The organism is Pediococcus argentinicus, from assembly GCF_001437605.1.
Classification (GTDB): domain Bacteria; phylum Bacillota; class Bacilli; order Lactobacillales; family Lactobacillaceae; genus Pediococcus; species Pediococcus argentinicus.
This window is the reverse complement of sequence record NZ_JQCQ01000021.1, coordinates 14,942-31,132: the sequence shown is the minus strand read 5'-3', so window position 1 is coordinate 31,132 and position 16,191 is coordinate 14,942. Positions and strand designations below refer to the sequence as shown.

Sequence of the window (16,191 nt, the reverse complement as noted above, 5' to 3'; positions counted from 1 at the left end):
CACCCAAGCAATAAATAGAATATATATTTTAAATATACGAGGAGGACTTTAAAATGAAATTAACAATACTTGGATACTATGGTGGATTTCCAACCGATGGAGTAGGAACAACAGGATATTTATTACAAAGTGAAGGATTTAATTTATTACTTGATGCAGGATCAGGAACATTGTTGGAACTTGAAAAACACCTAGATCCATTACAACTGGATGCGGTTTTATTGACGCATTATCATCACGATCATACTGCTGATGTTGGTGTATTACAGTATCTATGGCAACTTAAACAAGGTTCAAAAAAGCAAGATATCTTACCAATTTACGGTCATTTTCAAGATCCATTGAATTTTGGGGCACTTTCATGGCCAGACTCGACTATAGGCAAAGCATATTCAACAGATACGGAGTTGAACCTGGGACCATTTAAAGTAACGTTCTGTAAAACAGTTCATCCTGTTCCAGCATTTGCTGTTAGAATTCAAGAAAAATCAACTGGAAAGATATTCAGCTTTACTTCAGATACTACGTATTTTGATGGACTGGTTAATTTTGTTAAAAATAGTGATTTGTTGATAACAGATACCAACTTTTTATCAGATAAAGAAGGAACCAGATGGCATTTAACAACAAAAGAAACAGCGCAGTTATTTGACGATTCTAAATCTCGTAAATTGATTATTAGCCATTTGCCAACTCAAATTAATTTGGAGAATCTTCTAGATGAGACTAAAAAGTTTAGTAGAAGAGAATCTTTAATCCAGCTACCAGAGCTAGGAAAGGAATATTTGGTCTAGTTTTTATCATTGATATATAAAACGGTTTCATTATAAATAAATATATATGATAAATATAAGAAAAAAATTAAGAAAAAATAATGAAGAAAATTACGCAGAAAAAACAAGTATTCAATAGAATATAGAAAAGATACTGTTTTGCAAAATATGTATTATAATGATTTACGAAATGTAAGAAAATATTTTTAAAATTCCATAGACAAGCATTGGTTAACGTTATATAATAACTCTTGTAAGTTAAATTAATTGGTATTTGATTCACTTCCAGAGGGGGAATTTTAAATGGTAACATTATATACATCACCAAGTTGTACATCATGTCGAAAAGCGCGCGCTTGGTTAGAAGAACACAATATTCCATATACTGAACGCAATATCTTTTCAGAACCCTTATCAATGGACGAAATCAAACAAATTCTACGTATGACTGAAAATGGTACTGAAGAAATCGTTTCTAAACGTTCAAAGGTTTTTCAAAAGCTAGACACTGATTTGGACGATTTACCACTACAAAAATTGTGTGATTTAATTCAAAGTAATCCTGGATTACTACGTCGTCCAATTATGATTGATGATAAAAGACTTCAAGTGGGATACAACGAAGATGAAATTCGTCGTTTCTTACCACGCGAAGTTCGTCAATTGGAATTAGCAGAAGCTCAACGATTAGCCAATCTTTAAGGGCTTGATGATTGCAAATAAATAGGTTTGTGGGATAATAAACCATGAATCTATTTTTATTTTGGTTCTAGATAACCAGTAACTACTGGAGGTGTTATTTCATGGAAATGGAACGAATTAATGACGATACAATTAGGGTCACTATTGGTCCAGATGATTTAAGCGAACGCGGAGTTAGCTTTTTGGATCTCATGGGAGATCATCAACAAATAGAAAACTTTTTCTACGGTATTTTAGAGGAAGTCGACACGGACCATCAGTTCTCAAATAATGATTCCGTGACATTCCAGGTTTTACCAAATCGAAACGGTTTGGAACTATATATTAGTAAAAACCCCAATGAAGCAATGGGACAAATTATTAAATCAGCACAAGCTGGAGATAAAGAGTCAGAGGCTGAACTAGATGATGTTTCTCAATTTTTAAAACATAAGTTATCACAGACAGATTCAGACACAGATGCTAGTGATGATCAAGATCCAGCTGACTTTTCAACATTTGGTTCCGACAGTAAGTCACAAACAACGACAATCTTAAAGTTACATGACTTTGAAAGTTTGCCTAAGATTGCTGATCTTATGAAGATCGAGGGACTTGAATCTAAATTATATAAATATGAAAATGAATATTACTTGGAACTAACTTTCTACTCAAGTGAAAATAGTCCTGAGTTGATTCAAGACCAATTGGCAATCGCATATGAATATGCGGTTCCAACAAAGATAGCACCAGAAGTTTTACAAGAACATGGCAAGGTGATTATGGCTCAAGCGGCATTGGAGCTTTCAAGACATTATTTTGACTAATGAAAGAGCGATTAAATTATAATCGCTCTTTTTTTGTACTTTGAATTAGAGGTGATTGATGTGAAATGGGCCGTTAATTCGAAAAATGAAATGATTCCAGTCAAAGATTATCAGATAAATGAATTCTATAGATGTCCAAAATGTAAGGAAGAGGTGTATCTAAAAAAAGGTGAAATACATCAGGCTAGCTTTGTACACCATAGGCGAGCTAAGAGTAAACCAAATTTGATTGGTGAAAGTGATTTTCACAAGATGGGAAAACAACAAATTGCTAAAGCATGTGCTAAACAAGGATTGAAAGTAGAGCAAGAAGTTTACCTACACGAAACAAAACAAAGAGCCGATGTCATGGTTTGGATGAAAGATAAAATCATTGTATTGGAATTTCAATGTAGTCCCATTTCAAAATCAATGCTGAAGCAACGAACAGATGATTATCATCATACTGGTTATCACGTTTGGTGGATTTTAGGGCCCAAATATCAAGCTTTAAATCGTTTAAATAATGTAGCTAGTAAATTTGGACAAAATAATAAATATTTAGGCATTTGGATTTCATTCTTAGTTGGGAGTAGAGTACTATTTTATTTTGACATTAAAATAGATGCATTTGGAAAAATTCTGTACCAGAAGAAATTAGTCGGCTTTGATTTAAAAAAATTGGTTGAATTCTTTAAATCAAACAAGCAGACATTTATCCGTACATCACTTAAAAAAGAGCAAAATAGATTAACATTTATCGAGCATAAAATCATTGGCAGTAAAATTGATCAGCGCTATTTGAAAGTACAAATGAAATGTTATCAAAAACATTATTCTATAATGGGAGCTCCTTGGATAGCCCATTTTCCGGTGTGCAACGGCAATCGTGAACATTTAAATACAGTTCCATTTTTAAATCGAGTTCTATTTCTACTGGAATTAGTAGGATTGAAGGTCGGTGATACTGTGGACGGGAAGGGACGAGAACTGTCTTTTCTCAATTTATTGTGTGAGAATAAGCATCTGGTTTATAAAGATGGATATTATTATTTAGGTGAACGGAGAGTGAGATGGTATTCTGACAGTGGGGAAAAACTAAACGATAATGTAGAACTGAAAATGCTATTGAAAAAACAAAAAAGACCTTACCAATAGGGTAAAGTCTCAGCTTATTAGAGAACGTGGGGTTCAAAGTATTGTTGTTGTTCTAAATCTTTTAGTTTGAGCTGGCATACAGATGCAAGGGTATTATAATCATAATGATCAATTAGAACACCGCATTCCTCATCTTTTAAATTAAAAATAACGGAAGCTGGAACTGTATCAACACTCATTTCCTGTGAAAGCTGTTGGTCTAGCTTAAATTCTTTTTGAGCTAAACTAGAACGGCGATCATGTTCAAAGCATTCTAAATCGATACCAACTTCTTTTGCAATATCTGTGCCAAGTTGTTTAGAGTAAGTTTGGTGTTCATTAATAATAGCTTCTTGAATATTAACTAAGAACTTGCGTCCTTTTTGGCGGCCTTGGTAGCAAGCGGCCTTATAATCTAAAACGGTTTGATACATTTCTTCAAAAAGAGTGTTGTAGTCTGCCACAACGTCAAAGCCATGTTCTTTTTGACGATGAATATAACGTTGAATAATTCGCATGTTAAGAACTGGAATAACTTTAAAATCTACTTTTTCGTTTACATTTTTAAAATATCGAATTGTTTCTTTTTCGCAGTGAAAACACTCGTCTCCCCATGGGGAAATGAATAAGTACGTCTCAAGCATTAATTCTCCTCCAACAGCTCAAAGCTTAATTAATAACTGTATATACTTTAACAAATGTGAAAGTAATTGCAATTAATTTGTTTTGTAAGTTTTTGTTTCAAAACAATATTCTATATTTTCTGTGCTAAAATAGTAAAGGATTAACGAACGGAGGAGTCACAATGGTTGAAAACTGGGAACATTTTTTATTACCGTACCAGCAAGCTGTTTCAGAACTCAAAGTTAAGTTACGGGGTATGCGAACACAATTTATTGCTAACAATGAGGAAAGCCCAATTGAATTTGTAACGGGTCGGGTTAAACCCGTTAGCAGTATCAAAGAAAAGATGGTTCGACGAGAAGTTTTAGAGGACCGGATTGAACAAGACATGCAAGATATTGCTGGTGTTCGTGTCATGTGCCAGTTCGTTGAAGATATTTACGAAGTGGTTGATTTATTAAGAAAAAGAACCGATATGACTATTATTGAAGAACGAGACTACGTTGAAAATGAAAAACCAAGTGGTTATCGTTCGTACCATATCGTGGTAGAGTATCCAATTCAAATGATGCAAGGCGAGAAAAAAATTCTAGCTGAAATTCAGGTTCGAACCATGGAAATGAATTTTTGGGCAACGATTGAACATACCTTGAATTACAAATTTGATGGAGAGTTTCCTAGTGTCTTAAGAGAACGCCTACAAAAGGCTTCTGTTACTGCATATGATTTAGACAAGGAAATGTCAGATATTAGAAAACAGATTCATTTAGCACAAAAATATCAAAATGAACGAAGGGACTCGGAAGAGTAGTATGAAAATTGCACTTTATCATTCTGGTCAAGATCACTCTTTAGATGTTGCTAATGATTTAAAGCAACTGTTATTAAATGAAAATTTTGAAATTGATGATGTTGATCCTGATATTGTTATTACAATCGGGGGAGACGGTACGCTTTTATCAGCCGTGCATAAATATCGTGCTTTGATGAATAAGGTGCGCTTCGTTGGTGTTCATACTGGACATCTTGGATTCTATACTGATTGGCGCGATTATGAGCTAGAAAAATTGGTTGCAGCGCTAAAAGAGGATCACGGTGAAGAAGTAGGGTATCCATTATTAGAAATTGCTGTTCAATATGAGGGCGAAAAGAAGCCTGTCATCTATAATGCCGTTAATGAATCGACTTTGAAAAAGATTTCGGGCACGCTGGTTGCAGATGTTTATATTGGTGGAGTTCTATTTGAACGTTTTCGTGGGGATGGTTTGTGTGTTTCTACACCAACTGGTTCAACAGCGTATAATCGTTCAGTCGGTGGTGCTATTGTTCACCCACGACTCAAAGTACTTCAGATGGCTGAAATTGCTTCAATTAATAATCGTGTTTTTAGAACGGTTGGTGCATCACTCATTTTGGCTCCAAATGAAAAGATTACAATTATTCCAGTTGCCCAGGGAACGTTTAACTTCACATCTGATCGTGAGGATACAGTTGGTCGGGTAATTAAGCAAGTTGAATATCGGATTGCTAAAGAAGAAGTTCACTTTGCAAAGTACCGTCATACTGGTTTCTGGAATCGAGTACAAAATGCATTTATAGGTAAAGATAATGAAGTTTAGTTGGATAGTAACTGATGAGAGTCCGCAACATTTGCGGACCTTTTTAGTTCATAAACGTATTTCACGAGCATTATTAAAAAGCATTAAGTTTCATGGTGGTAATATGCATGTTAATGGTGTTGCTATGAGGGCTAATGCTATGGTTAAGAAAGGGGACTCAGTGGAGGTTACTATGCCGCCAGAACCAGGGAATCCGCATGTGGTACCTAAAGCTGGGCCAATTGATATTGTTTATGAGGACTCACATTATTTAGTTGTGAATAAACCCGCTGGATTACCGACAGTTCAGTCGACTTCTAATCGTACTGATACTTTGGTTAATCGAGTGAAGGCTTATTATATTGCAAATAACTATGAGAGTAATGTAGTTCATGTTGTAACAAGACTAGATCAAGATACTACAGGATTAGTTATCTTTGCAAAACATCGCTTTGCACATACGATTCTGGATCAAGAGTTAAAAAAGCACCAGATTGATAAAAGATATTTAACTGCCGTTGAAGGTTTGATTGAAAAAGATCATGGCTTAATTGATGAACCGATTAGTCGTGATCCTAACTCATTTATTAAAAGGCAAGTTAATCCCGATGGAAAGCCGGCACAAACTGAATACTGGGTTTTGAAGCGTGCCCATAATAGAACACTTTTGGAAGTTCAATTGCATACCGGACGCACTCACCAGATTAGAGTTCATTTTGAATCAGAGGGATTTCCGTTAGTTAACGATCCACTATATGGTTCAATGGATGAAAAAAGCGGGAATTTGATGGTAGGACAGGCACTTCAATGTTTCAAAACCACTTTTTATTCCGTATTTGATGATCGCAATATTACAGTAGAAGTACCTTACGCTTCGCAGATTACAGAACTAGTTTAGGAGATGATTACTTTGCAAGAACAGGTTGAGGTTGTTTTTGATGATTTAAAACAATCCTTATTTGAAAATAAAAGAACCAAGTTTCGTACTGATTTTTTTGAGCTTCATCCGTTTGATCAGGGACGCTTTTTTAGTGATCTTGATCCTGATGATCGTCGCAAAGTATATGAATATCTCACTCCGGTTGAATTAAGTGATGCGTTTGATGAATTAGAAGATGAGCCAATTGAAATCGCAGAATTTTTAGATGAAATGCAGCCTAGGTACGCTGCTAGATTATTATCTGCAATGTTTGCCGATAATGAGGCTGACATTTTAGGTGTGGTTCATGCGGATAAGCTAGAAGAATTATTGAATTACATGAATCCTGTGGACTCAAGTCGCGTTCGTCAGCTATTAAAGTATAAAGACGAAACGGCTGGAGCTTTGATGACTACCGAATTTATCTCGGTTAGTTCTGGTATGACGGTTGGATTAGCCATGGCCCAAGTTAAACGTGAGGCCCAACAAGCTGAAACTATTTCGTATATTTATGTTACTAAAGAAGACCAAAAGTTAGATGGTGTTATTTCGGTTAAAGATCTAATTGTGAATTCAGATGATACCTTAATCGAAAGCTTTATGAATTCAAATGTTATAAGTGTCAATGTTAACGAGGACCAAGAAGAGATTGCCGAACAAATTAGGGATTATAACTTTGTTGCTTTACCTGTTGTAAATGATAATGAACAGATCAAAGGAATTGTTACAGTTGATGATATTATCGATGTTATTGATGAAGAATCTGCTGAAGATTATTCTAAATTGGCTGGTATTAATACTGAAGAAACGACTAATAATCCTTGGATAGCAGTTCGAAATAGGCTACCTTGGTTGATAATCTTACTTTTCTTAGGGATGTTGAGTGCTGCTTTGATCAGTCACTTTGAAGGAGTATTAAGTAAGGTTAGTGTACTGGCAATTTTTATTTCTCTAATTACCGGTACGGCGGGGAACGCCGGAACTCAAAGTTTAGCGGTTGCGATTAGACGAATTGCAACTAGTGATGAAGAACACGCACTATGGAAACTGATACTGAACGAAATTGTGACCGGTCTTTTGATCGGAGCCTTAACAGGAACGACAGTTTTTCTGATTGTTTTAATTTGGCAGAAAAATCTTGTTTTAGGTTCGGTTGTTGGACTAGCAATGGCAGGTGCAATTTTTGTTGCTAATTTAGCAGGAAGCTTAATTCCGATCGGTATGGAAAAAATCGGAGTTGATCCAGCTGTTGCTAGTGGTCCTTTTATTTCAACACTTAGTGATTTAACTTCAATCTTAATATATTTCAATATTGCATCACTTTGTCTAAAAATGTTTGGATTTGGTGGTTAAAAAAAGGATGGTTAAAAATTCAACCATCCTTTTTTTATATAATTAAACGATTTTAGTTCCGTGAGCTTCTGCAACGCCTAATTCAGAAGTGATCTGATCAACGTTGTCTTTTGTTATACCACCACCAGGGAGCACAATGATTTGTCCATTTGCTGATTTGATAGTTTCTTTAATTTGATTAATAGATTCATTAATTGGCTTATCTAATGAACCTCCATGGGTCAAAATACGGTCAACACCATGTTCGATGAGCCATTTGACTGCGTCATCCTGTTTCTCAATCGGTATTGCATCAAATGCCATGTGGAATGTAATCTGCATACCGCCAGCGGCTGCAATCAACATTTCAAGTGCTTCTGTGTCTAAATCACCATCGTCTGTTAGTGCTCCAAATACTACACCATCAATGCCAAGTTCTTGGGCTTGAAAAATATCGGTTTCCATTATTTTTAACTCAGTATCGTTATAAACAAAGATACCACCACGTGGACGAATCATTGCCATAATTGGTGTGTGATGTTCGGAGGCGTACTTTTGTGTTTCAGCCATAACACCTTTACTGACTGTTGTACCGCCAACCGCTAAGTTATCACAAAGTTCAATCCTGTTAGCACCATTAGCGATGACAGTTGGAACATTGGTGAAGTTTTCTACTGCTGCTTCTTTAATCATATGGGTTCTCCTAATCTAGTTGAAGTATACACAAACTCCTTCAGGGGCATGAAAGTCTTTTTGTAACAAGGTTAATTTTCCGTCTTCATTGTTACGACCGAATAATGTTAAATTATCCGTATTTTGATTTGCAACAACTATAAATTCTTCAGAAGGGTTTAGAGCAAAGTCACGAGGGAAACTACCTTCAACACTGATATTTTGAATTAAGTCTAGTTGATAATCAGTTTGAATCTTGAATACTGCAATTGAATCAAATCCACGATTTGAAACGTACAAGAAACGGCCAGTACTATCGATTCTAATTGCGGCTGCACCGTTATGTTCACTGTAGTCCGATGGAATAGTAGATACTGTTTGAACATGGGTGAATTTGTTTTCTTCATAAGATAATACTTCGACTTGACTAGCAAGTTCGCCAGCTAGGTAAGCAATTTTTTTATTTGGGGCAAAAACAATATGACGAGGACCAAATCCTGGTTCTGTGTGATAAGTTGACAAAGTCGTGAATTTTGAATCCTTAAAATCTAAAATAAATACTTCATCGGTTCCTAAATCACATGCTACTAAATGGCCGTCCGGTGTTTGGTCAACGTAATGTAGGTGTGAACCATCCTGTTCTTCTTTTGGACCACTTCCTGAGTTTTGAAATTCACCCAAAACATCTAAATCTTGAGAGTATGCGTGTACAGTACCTTCATGGTAGTTTGCATCATAAACAATCTTATTTTTATCGTCGACTGAAACGTATGCAGGAGGGGTGCCAGGTGCAGAAGCAATCTTGTTAACTTTGATCTCTGTGTCACTGAGGTCTGTTTTGGCAAGTCCGCCTTTTTCGCCATCCTTAACAACTGAGTAAAGTGTGTTGTCACTGCTAACACTTAAATAAGTTGGATTTGAAGTTGGTACTAATAGCTCTAAATCTTGTAGTTGCTTTTTTTCGGTATCAAGTTGAACTGAATAAATTCCCTTACTGTCTTTTTTGGTGTAAGTACCAATTAAAATATTATCGATCATTAGATAAATCCTCCTTAAATAAATACAAAGATAGTATATCATATGTTTGCGCTTTCCTTCGTTTGTATTATGCGGATATGATACAATTAGAACAATATAAATTAAGGAGTGTTTAACAGATGATATCATCAAAAATTATTGAAATAGGTAAGCAAGCAATTTCTAAGAGCGATCCACTAGCAATTCTGTTTGACGAAAGTGCCACAGACGATTTAAAACAGGTTGCTATCATTCAACAATTTGACAAACAATCTAATAAACAACTCGATATTAAAGCTGGCAGTCAGATTGAAATCGGTGATAATGAATATGAAGTGAAGGCTGTCGGAAAGTTAGTAAATGGTAATATGCAAAATATTGGCCACGCAACACTTGTTTTTGATAAGATTCCTGAAACACCCTTGGCCAGTGCAATTTATCTTGAACCATACACATTTCCTGAATTTAAAGTAGGAGCATCAATTAACTATAAATAAAGGAGTGATAATTATTGAATAATAAAACAACAAAAGGTTTTAAAAAATCGTGGTTTGGTAAGCTAATTCTAAATAATCGGGTTGTTGTGGCTTTAATGATTACTTTGTTGGTTTTACTAATCCTACTGGTTGTTTCTAAAATCACGTGGATTTTCACACCATTTAAGCAATTTTTCAATATTGTTGGATTACCGATTGTTCTAGCAGGCGTTTTTTATTATTTGATAAATCCACTTGTAGATAGATTAGAACAAAGATTTAAAATGAAACGAACTTGGTCAATTTCTATTATTTTTGTGGTAGTAGCAATTTTGATTGTCTGGGGGATTGTGGCGCTCATTCCAGTAGTTCGCTCTCAAAGTATTGCGTTGATTAATAACTGGCCAGATTACTGGAATCACGCTGTCAGCGAAGTAAATGGCTTTTTGCGTGACCCACGGTTGAGTGAGGTCCAAAAACAAGTTCAAAACATCAATAAGGATACAGTCGCAAGTATTACTAAGAGTGTAAGTTCATTTGCAAATAACACTGTTTCTTCACTAGGCAATGTAATTGGCATGCTAACTAAAGTGATTATTGGTGTAATTACAATGCCGTTTATTCTTTTCTACTTATTGAAAGATGGACATCAGTTACCCAATTACCTAGCACGTTTCTTCCCAGTAAATCAACGTGAACGTTTTAAATCTATTTCTGGTGAAATTAATAATCAACTAAGTCAATATATTCGGGGACAATTAATCGTTGCTTTCTTTGTTGGACTCATGTTCTTTATTGGTTACACGATTATAGGTCTAAAATTTGCATTAACAATTGGAATTGCAGCTGGATTCTTAAATCTTATTCCATATTTGGGATCATTCTTAGCTATGATTCCATCAATTGTTATAGGAGCCTTTATGTCGCCAGCAATGTTACTTCAAGTACTAGTGGTGTTCGTGATTGAGCAAACTATCGAAGGCCGTTTTATTTCACCATTGGTTTTAGGCAGCAATTTATCTATTCATCCAGTGACAATTTTAATTGTACTATTAGCTTCGGGACAGATGTTTGGCATCATCGGTGTTATTTTCGGAATTCCTGCTTATGCAGTCTTAAAAGTTTTAATTAGTCATCTATTCAATTGGTTCAAACGGACTAGTGGGGAGTACCAAGAAACAGTGGTCATGACACCCACACCAAAAAAGAATAAATAACTTGATTATTTTTGATAACTACCATTCTGAATTACTAGAGTGGTAGTTTTTTAGTGGAGAAGGATTCAACCTAAACTTTACAGTACCAGTGGTTTAGTGCTACTATCAAATAGCGAAATCAATTGTTCGCTAGATCGATGAGAGTCGTTTGCTACGAAAAAATTGACTTCATCTAACGTAGGCACTCGCAGTTGTAAACCGAGTCCCTACGCTTTTTAATTTGAATGTACTTGAGAGGAAATAAAAAAATGACAAATCATATTGTATTATTTGAACCTTTAATGCCAGCAAATACTGGTAATATTGCTCGAACCTGTGCCGGAACTAATTCTGTATTGCATTTAATCAAGCCGTTAGGATTTGAAATTAATGATAAGACTGTTAAACGTGCGGGTCTTGATTACTGGGATAAAGTTGAAATAAAGTATCATGACAACTTACCGGCATTTTTAGATAGTTTGCCAAATCTTGCTCGACTATTTATCGTATCTAAGTTTGCACCAAGAGATTATAGTGAACCAGATTATTCAGTATCTGATGAAGATAATTATTTCTTGTTTGGTAAGGAGACAACTGGATTACCTGAACCATTTATGCGTCAATATGCTGATAAAGCCATTAGAATTCCGCAAAATGACGATAATATTAGAGCTTTAAACTTGTCAAACAGTGTTGCAATCGTAATTTATGAAGCTTTAAGACAACAAAACTATAATGGACTGGATTTAGTTCATCTATATGATAATGATAAATTGAAGTAAGGAGCAGCGATGGCAAAAAAAAGAAAAAAGAGACGAAGCACAAAGAATGCAGTTCCAGTTAAAAACATTCTAGGGTTGGTTTATGTATTAGTTGCAGCCTTAGGTTACTTTGCCCGTGGCTTTTTAGGTATCCTATTAGCAAATATGATTCGCTTTTTAATTGGCGATTTGAATAAAGTGGCCTTCGTTTTACTTGCTGTTTACGGAATATATTTGCTATTTACTGGAAAAGATTACAACTTTAAAGGCATGTCGACAGTTATTTGGGGATCAACATCAGTATTTGTGGGTGCTTTGTTGTGGTTTGAATATAGTTTTGCATCAAGTATTTCAGTTAATAATAATTTTATTAATGCAACCAGCAAAGCAATTCAACGAGGTTTTACTGAACAAACTGCAAATAATCCGGTTGGCTCAGGGATGATTGGGGCTGCATTTTATCAATTGATTCACTTTTGTTTTTCAACAATTGGAAGTCTGGTAATTACGTGGTTATTCGTAATTGTCGGTATTGTTATGATTTTCGGCATACCATTTGATAAAATTCTTGAGAGTGTTTTAGTTGGCGGGCAACTAGTCTTTAGTTGGATTAAAGCTGGATTAATCAAATTCACTACCAGACTTAAGCGATTATGGCAATCTCATAAAGCAAATAAACAACGGGCTCAAATGAAGTCTTCCGAGGATTCCAAACGGGTTCAAGTAAAAAATGAATCTAATCCTGTGCCTGTGGAACCAAAGCCCATTCCAAAAGAACCAATTATTGTTGATGGAACCAGTGGCGTGGAACATAAAATTGAACCATCTATTAAGGTGGCCTCTGAACATGTTGACCCAAAGAAAAATGTTAAAACAGAGTCAGATTCAGAAATTACATCGGGATATGCATCCGAAGAGAGTACGATTAATCCAAATTACAAGCTGCCGCCCAGTTCATTGTTAACTAAAATGGGTAAGGTGGATCAGAGTTCGGAATATGACACTATTAAAAAGAATACCAAAATTTTACAGGAAACATTAACTAGCTTTGGAGTGGATGCAACGGTTGAAAGTGTTAGTCTAGGTCCTTCGGTTACTGAATATGAGCTTCATCCAGCTATTGGGGTTAAAGTTAGCAAAATTGTTGGTTTAACCGATGATCTTGCTTTAGCCTTAGCGGCTAAGGATATTCGAATTGAAGCTCCAATTCCTGGTAAATCATTAATTGGAATTGAAGTTCCGAATAACAGTATTTCACCAGTTTCTTTCCGAGATATTATTGAGTCACAACCAGAGCATCATGATCACATCTTACAGGTTCCAATTGGACGGGATGTGTCTGGTAATCTAGTAACAGCCGATTTGGTAAAGATGCAACATTTATTGATTGCCGGAGCTACTGGATCAGGTAAGTCTGTGATGATTAATGTGATTATTAATGGACTATTGATGAATGCACGACCTGATGAAGTTAAATTTATCTTGATTGATCCAAAGAAAGTTGAATTGGGGATTTATAATGATATTCCTCATTTACTTACTCCTGTTGTCACTGATGCGAAAAAAGCTTCCAGAGCCTTGCATAAGGTTGTGGCAGAAATGCAACATCGATATGATCTTTTTGCGGAGATGAATCAACGTAATATCAAAGGATACAACGAATATATTGATGATTTAAATAAAAATGACGGCAAGCAACGTCCGCATTTACCTTACATTGTTGTTATTGTTGATGAACTTTCTGATCTGATGATGGTTGCTTCCAACGAGGTTGAAGATGCCATTATTAGATTAGCTCAACTTGCTCGAGCTGCTGGAATCCATATGATCATTGCAACTCAACGACCATCCGTGGACGTTGTAACTGGGCTGATTAAAGCAAATGTTCCATCTCGAATAGCTTTTGCGGTTGCTAGTGGGATCGATTCTAGAACGATTATTGATTCTAATGGTGCTGAGAAGCTGTTGGGAAGAGGTGATATGTTATATTTCCCAATGGGACAAAATAAACCTGAACGTGTTCAAGGGGCCTTTATATCTGATGAAGATGTTAAGAAAGTAATTGAATTTGTTAAAACTCAGCAGGACGCGGACTATGACGAGGATTTAGTAGTTACTGATGAAGAAACAAATAGTTCAGACCAACAAGACGATTTAGATGAACATTATGATGAAGCGGTAGAACTGGTTACTGATATGCAAAAAGCTAGTACTTCAATGCTTCAAAGAAAATTTAGAATCGGATACAACCGAGCTGCGCGATTGATTGATCAGTTAGAACAAAATGGGATTATCGGTCCTCAAGATGGTAGTAAGCCACGCGTGGTTTATCGACAAAAAGACGACCAAAAATAAAAAGCATTTGACTAAGAAATTAAGTTCTTAGTCAAATGCTTTTTTTGTTATCCACCACTGAACATTGGCAGAGCGCTGACAGCTCCGTAAAGCACGCTACCTAACATCAGAATAATCATTACCCAAACAACTGCGTTGGTAACTTTTTGAAAGGTACTTTTTTTCTTTTTATTGTTCACACAAATCCACCGCTTTTCCAGAAGTTTATATAAATTCTACCCGATTGAAATGGTAAGTGCAAATTTGATCGCTTTAAAAACCTGGTTTTACTCACCACCTTATTTCAATGATGCAAAAAGACGTACAAATGCTAATAATACAGCTTTTATATGCTTTTTTAATTGGAGCTAAAAACTAAAGTTAGACTTTTAATGAATTTTGTGGTGGAAAGTGGTGGAAAGTGGTAATATTTAGTTATAAGTAAATTGGGAGGGGCGATATCGATGTTCATGGGTGAATTTCAACATTCATTAGATACAAAAGGTCGTATTATCGTTCCTGCTAAATTTCGTGAAGAACTAGGTACTGATTTTGTTATTACACGAGGATTAGATGGTTGTTTGTTTGGTTATCCGCTTTCAGAGTGGAAACTGATCGAAGAAAAATTAAAACAACTCCCAATGAATAAGCGTGACAGTCGTGCGTTTGTTCGATTTATGTTTGCAGATGCAACACAGTGTAACTTCGATAAGCAAGGTCGAATTAATATTCCAAAGCAACTTCGTGATCATGCCAAATTAGCTAAGGATTGCGTCATGGTCGGGGTTTCAAATCGTTTTGAGATTTGGAATGCAGATACTTGGAATGAGGTTACAGCTGAAACAGAAGAAAACTTTGATGATATTGCTGAAAATTTAATGGATTTTGGGTTGTGAGATAGATGACAGAATTTAACCATACAACGGTGCTTTTGAACGAAGCGATTGATGAGCTAAATATTAATCCGAATGGAACATATGTGGATTGCACTCTGGGTGGAGGCGGACATAGTGGTCTGATCTTGTCCAAGTTGGAATCAGGACATCTGTATGCATTTGATCAAGATCAAACTGCAATTGATTTTAATAAAGAGAATTTAAAAGACTATTACAAGAATCAAAAAGTAACATTTATAAAAAGCAACTTTAGAGATATTAAAACAGCGCTACAGAATGAAGGAATTAACGCGGTTGACGGGATAGTTTATGACTTAGGGGTTTCATCACCACAGTTTGACGATGCCAGTCGTGGATTCAGTTATCGCTTTGACGCTCCACTTGATATGCGAATGGATCAAAGTGCTCCGTTAAGTGCCAAAGAAGTTGTTAATTCATGGGATTATTCAGATTTGGTTCGAATTTTATTTCGCTATGGTGAAGAAAAATTTGCTAAGCAGATTGCTCGTCGGATTGAGTCAACAAGAAAAGAACATGAAATTGAAACAACCGGGGAACTGGTTGAAATCATTAAAGATGCCATTCCTGCTCCTGCAAGAAGGACTGGTGGCCATCCGGCTAAGAAGACCTTCCAAGCGATTCGAATTGCAGTTAATGACGAATTAGGTGCGTTAGAAGATTCATTAGAACAAGCACTTGATTTAATTGATATTGGTGGTCGTATTTCTGTGATTACATTTCAGTCACTTGAAGATCGACTAGTTAAAACCATGTTCAAAGAAAAAACATCAGTCGGAGATTTGCCTGCTGGTTTACCAGTGATTCCGGATGAGTTACAGCCAAAGTTTAAATTAGTAACACGTAAACCAATTATTCCAACAGAATCAGAACAGAACGAAAATCATCGTTCACATAGCGCAAAACTTAGAGTAATAGAAAAAATTAAAAATTAAAGGGCAGTGAAGTACT

18 protein-coding genes are annotated in these 16,191 nt (G+C 35.7%); 14 read left to right on the top strand and 4 right to left on the bottom strand.

The genetic code is table 11. The features are described 5' to 3' along the window. Nucleotides 1-53: 53 nt before the first annotated feature. The 4 genes from IV88_RS06055 (at nt 54) to IV88_RS06040 (ending at nt 3,418) form a co-directional block, all read left to right on the top strand. Entirely contained in the window at nt 54-794 is a 741-nt protein-coding gene (locus IV88_RS06055; protein ID WP_057799800.1) for an MBL fold metallo-hydrolase, read from the top strand. A 282-nt stretch (nt 795-1,076) separates the two neighbouring features. Next, entirely contained in the window at nt 1,077-1,475 is a 399-nt protein-coding gene (spxA, locus tag IV88_RS06050) for a transcriptional regulator SpxA (protein WP_057799798.1), read from the top strand. Nucleotides 1,476-1,576: 101 nt separating this feature from the next. Then, complete coding sequence (locus IV88_RS06045; RefSeq protein WP_057799796.1) at nt 1,577-2,281, top strand: adaptor protein MecA; 705 nt, start codon at nt 1,577-1,579, stop codon at nt 2,279-2,281. Nucleotides 2,282-2,341: 60 nt separating this feature from the next. Beyond that, on the top strand, nt 2,342-3,418 hold the full coding sequence (locus tag IV88_RS06040; RefSeq protein WP_057799794.1) for a competence protein CoiA: 1,077 nt from the start codon (nt 2,342-2,344) through the stop codon (nt 3,416-3,418). A 17-nt stretch (nt 3,419-3,435) separates the two neighbouring features. Here the strand turns inward: IV88_RS06040 and IV88_RS06035 are convergent, their stop codons facing one another. After that, complete coding sequence (locus IV88_RS06035; protein WP_057799792.1) at nt 3,436-4,041, bottom strand: DsbA family protein; 606 nt, start codon at nt 4,039-4,041, stop codon at nt 3,436-3,438. 161 nt (nt 4,042-4,202) lie between these two features. On the opposite strand from IV88_RS06035, the gene yjbM reads away from it, so the two are divergent. From yjbM to mgtE, 4 genes are read left to right on the top strand one after another with little or no spacing between them, the layout of a single operon-like run. Then, nucleotides 4,203-4,832 (top strand): GTP diphosphokinase, encoded by a 630-nt coding sequence (yjbM, locus tag IV88_RS06030; RefSeq protein WP_057799790.1) that lies wholly within the window; start codon nt 4,203-4,205, stop codon nt 4,830-4,832. 1 nt (nt 4,833) lies between these two features. After that, nucleotides 4,834-5,640 carry an NAD kinase gene (locus tag IV88_RS06025; protein ID WP_057799788.1) on the top strand — a complete coding sequence of 269 codons (807 nt, stop codon included), beginning with the start codon at nt 4,834-4,836 and terminating at the stop codon, nt 5,638-5,640. Then, the gene (locus tag IV88_RS06020; RefSeq protein WP_057799786.1) at nt 5,630-6,517 is read left to right on the top strand and encodes an RluA family pseudouridine synthase; all 888 of its coding nucleotides are present in this window, start codon (nt 5,630-5,632) and stop codon (nt 6,515-6,517) included. The genes IV88_RS06025 and IV88_RS06020 overlap by 11 nt, the downstream gene beginning before the upstream one ends. A 3-nt stretch (nt 6,518-6,520) precedes the next feature. Then, nucleotides 6,521-7,891: a magnesium transporter gene (gene mgtE, locus IV88_RS06015; RefSeq protein WP_057799784.1), complete on the top strand. Its 1,371-nt coding sequence runs from the start codon at nt 6,521-6,523 to the stop codon at nt 7,889-7,891. Nucleotides 7,892-7,933: 42 nt separating this feature from the next. Here the strand turns inward: mgtE and IV88_RS06010 are convergent, their stop codons facing one another. Beyond that, the gene (locus IV88_RS06010; protein WP_057799782.1) at nt 7,934-8,563 is read right to left on the bottom strand and encodes a copper homeostasis protein CutC; all 630 of its coding nucleotides are present in this window, start codon (nt 8,561-8,563) and stop codon (nt 7,934-7,936) included. A gap of 15 nt (nt 8,564-8,578) precedes the next feature. Then, entirely contained in the window at nt 8,579-9,580 is a 1,002-nt protein-coding gene (locus IV88_RS06005; protein ID WP_057799780.1) for a lactonase family protein, read from the bottom strand. Between the two features lie 119 nt (nt 9,581-9,699). Here IV88_RS06005 and IV88_RS06000 point away from each other — a divergent pair, with 119 nt between their 5' ends. The 4 genes from IV88_RS06000 to IV88_RS05985 all read left to right on the top strand — a co-directional run bounded on the left by IV88_RS06000 (nt 9,700) and on the right by IV88_RS05985 (nt 14,347). Beyond that, entirely contained in the window at nt 9,700-10,056 is a 357-nt protein-coding gene (locus tag IV88_RS06000; protein ID WP_057799778.1) for a PTS glucitol/sorbitol transporter subunit IIA, read from the top strand. A gap of 95 nt (nt 10,057-10,151) precedes the next feature. Continuing rightward, a complete protein-coding gene (locus IV88_RS05995; RefSeq protein WP_083486856.1) occupies nt 10,152-11,252 on the top strand; it encodes an AI-2E family transporter in 1,101 nt (366 codons plus the stop codon). A gap of 248 nt (nt 11,253-11,500) precedes the next feature. After that, on the top strand, nt 11,501-12,013 hold the full coding sequence (locus IV88_RS05990; RefSeq protein WP_057799775.1) for a tRNA (cytidine(34)-2'-O)-methyltransferase: 513 nt from the start codon (nt 11,501-11,503) through the stop codon (nt 12,011-12,013). 9 nt (nt 12,014-12,022) lie between these two features. Next, a complete protein-coding gene (locus IV88_RS05985; RefSeq protein ID WP_057799773.1) occupies nt 12,023-14,347 on the top strand; it encodes a DNA translocase FtsK in 2,325 nt (774 codons plus the stop codon). A gap of 47 nt (nt 14,348-14,394) precedes the next feature. Here IV88_RS05985 and IV88_RS09120 read toward each other — a convergent pair whose 3' ends face one another. After that, the gene (locus IV88_RS09120) at nt 14,395-14,526 is read right to left on the bottom strand and encodes a DUF4044 domain-containing protein (RefSeq protein WP_083486855.1); all 132 of its coding nucleotides are present in this window, start codon (nt 14,524-14,526) and stop codon (nt 14,395-14,397) included. A 264-nt stretch (nt 14,527-14,790) separates the two neighbouring features. Here IV88_RS09120 and mraZ point away from each other — a divergent pair, with 264 nt between their 5' ends. Beyond that, nucleotides 14,791-15,222 (top strand): division/cell wall cluster transcriptional repressor MraZ, encoded by a 432-nt coding sequence (gene mraZ, locus IV88_RS05980; RefSeq protein ID WP_057799770.1) that lies wholly within the window; start codon nt 14,791-14,793, stop codon nt 15,220-15,222. A 5-nt stretch (nt 15,223-15,227) separates the two neighbouring features. After that, nucleotides 15,228-16,175 carry a 16S rRNA (cytosine(1402)-N(4))-methyltransferase RsmH gene (rsmH, locus tag IV88_RS05975; protein ID WP_057799768.1) on the top strand — a complete coding sequence of 316 codons (948 nt, stop codon included), beginning with the start codon at nt 15,228-15,230 and terminating at the stop codon, nt 16,173-16,175. Nucleotides 16,176-16,191 lie beyond the last annotated feature (16 nt).

Coding starts and splice junctions, on each gene's coding strand:
- IV88_RS06055 (WP_057799800.1), top strand. CDS start 54: ATGAAATTAACAATACTTGGATACTATGGTGGATTTCCAACCGATGGA.
- spxA (WP_057799798.1), top strand. CDS start 1,077: ATGGTAACATTATATACATCACCAAGTTGTACATCATGTCGAAAAGCG.
- IV88_RS06045 (WP_057799796.1), top strand. CDS start 1,577: ATGGAAATGGAACGAATTAATGACGATACAATTAGGGTCACTATTGGT.
- IV88_RS06035 (WP_057799792.1), bottom strand. CDS start 4,041: ATGCTTGAGACGTACTTATTCATTTCCCCATGGGGAGACGAGTGTTTT.
- yjbM (WP_057799790.1), top strand. CDS start 4,203: ATGGTTGAAAACTGGGAACATTTTTTATTACCGTACCAGCAAGCTGTT.
- IV88_RS06025 (WP_057799788.1), top strand. CDS start 4,834: ATGAAAATTGCACTTTATCATTCTGGTCAAGATCACTCTTTAGATGTT.
- IV88_RS06020 (WP_057799786.1), top strand. CDS start 5,630: ATGAAGTTTAGTTGGATAGTAACTGATGAGAGTCCGCAACATTTGCGG.
- mgtE (WP_057799784.1), top strand. CDS start 6,521: ATGATTACTTTGCAAGAACAGGTTGAGGTTGTTTTTGATGATTTAAAA.
- IV88_RS06010 (WP_057799782.1), bottom strand. CDS start 8,563: ATGATTAAAGAAGCAGCAGTAGAAAACTTCACCAATGTTCCAACTGTC.
- IV88_RS06005 (WP_057799780.1), bottom strand. CDS start 9,580: ATGATCGATAATATTTTAATTGGTACTTACACCAAAAAAGACAGTAAG.
- IV88_RS06000 (WP_057799778.1), top strand. CDS start 9,700: ATGATATCATCAAAAATTATTGAAATAGGTAAGCAAGCAATTTCTAAG.
- IV88_RS05995 (WP_083486856.1), top strand. CDS start 10,152: ATGATTACTTTGTTGGTTTTACTAATCCTACTGGTTGTTTCTAAAATC.
- IV88_RS05990 (WP_057799775.1), top strand. CDS start 11,501: ATGACAAATCATATTGTATTATTTGAACCTTTAATGCCAGCAAATACT.
- IV88_RS05985 (WP_057799773.1), top strand. CDS start 12,023: ATGGCAAAAAAAAGAAAAAAGAGACGAAGCACAAAGAATGCAGTTCCA.
- mraZ (WP_057799770.1), top strand. CDS start 14,791: ATGTTCATGGGTGAATTTCAACATTCATTAGATACAAAAGGTCGTATT.
- rsmH (WP_057799768.1), top strand. CDS start 15,228: ATGACAGAATTTAACCATACAACGGTGCTTTTGAACGAAGCGATTGAT.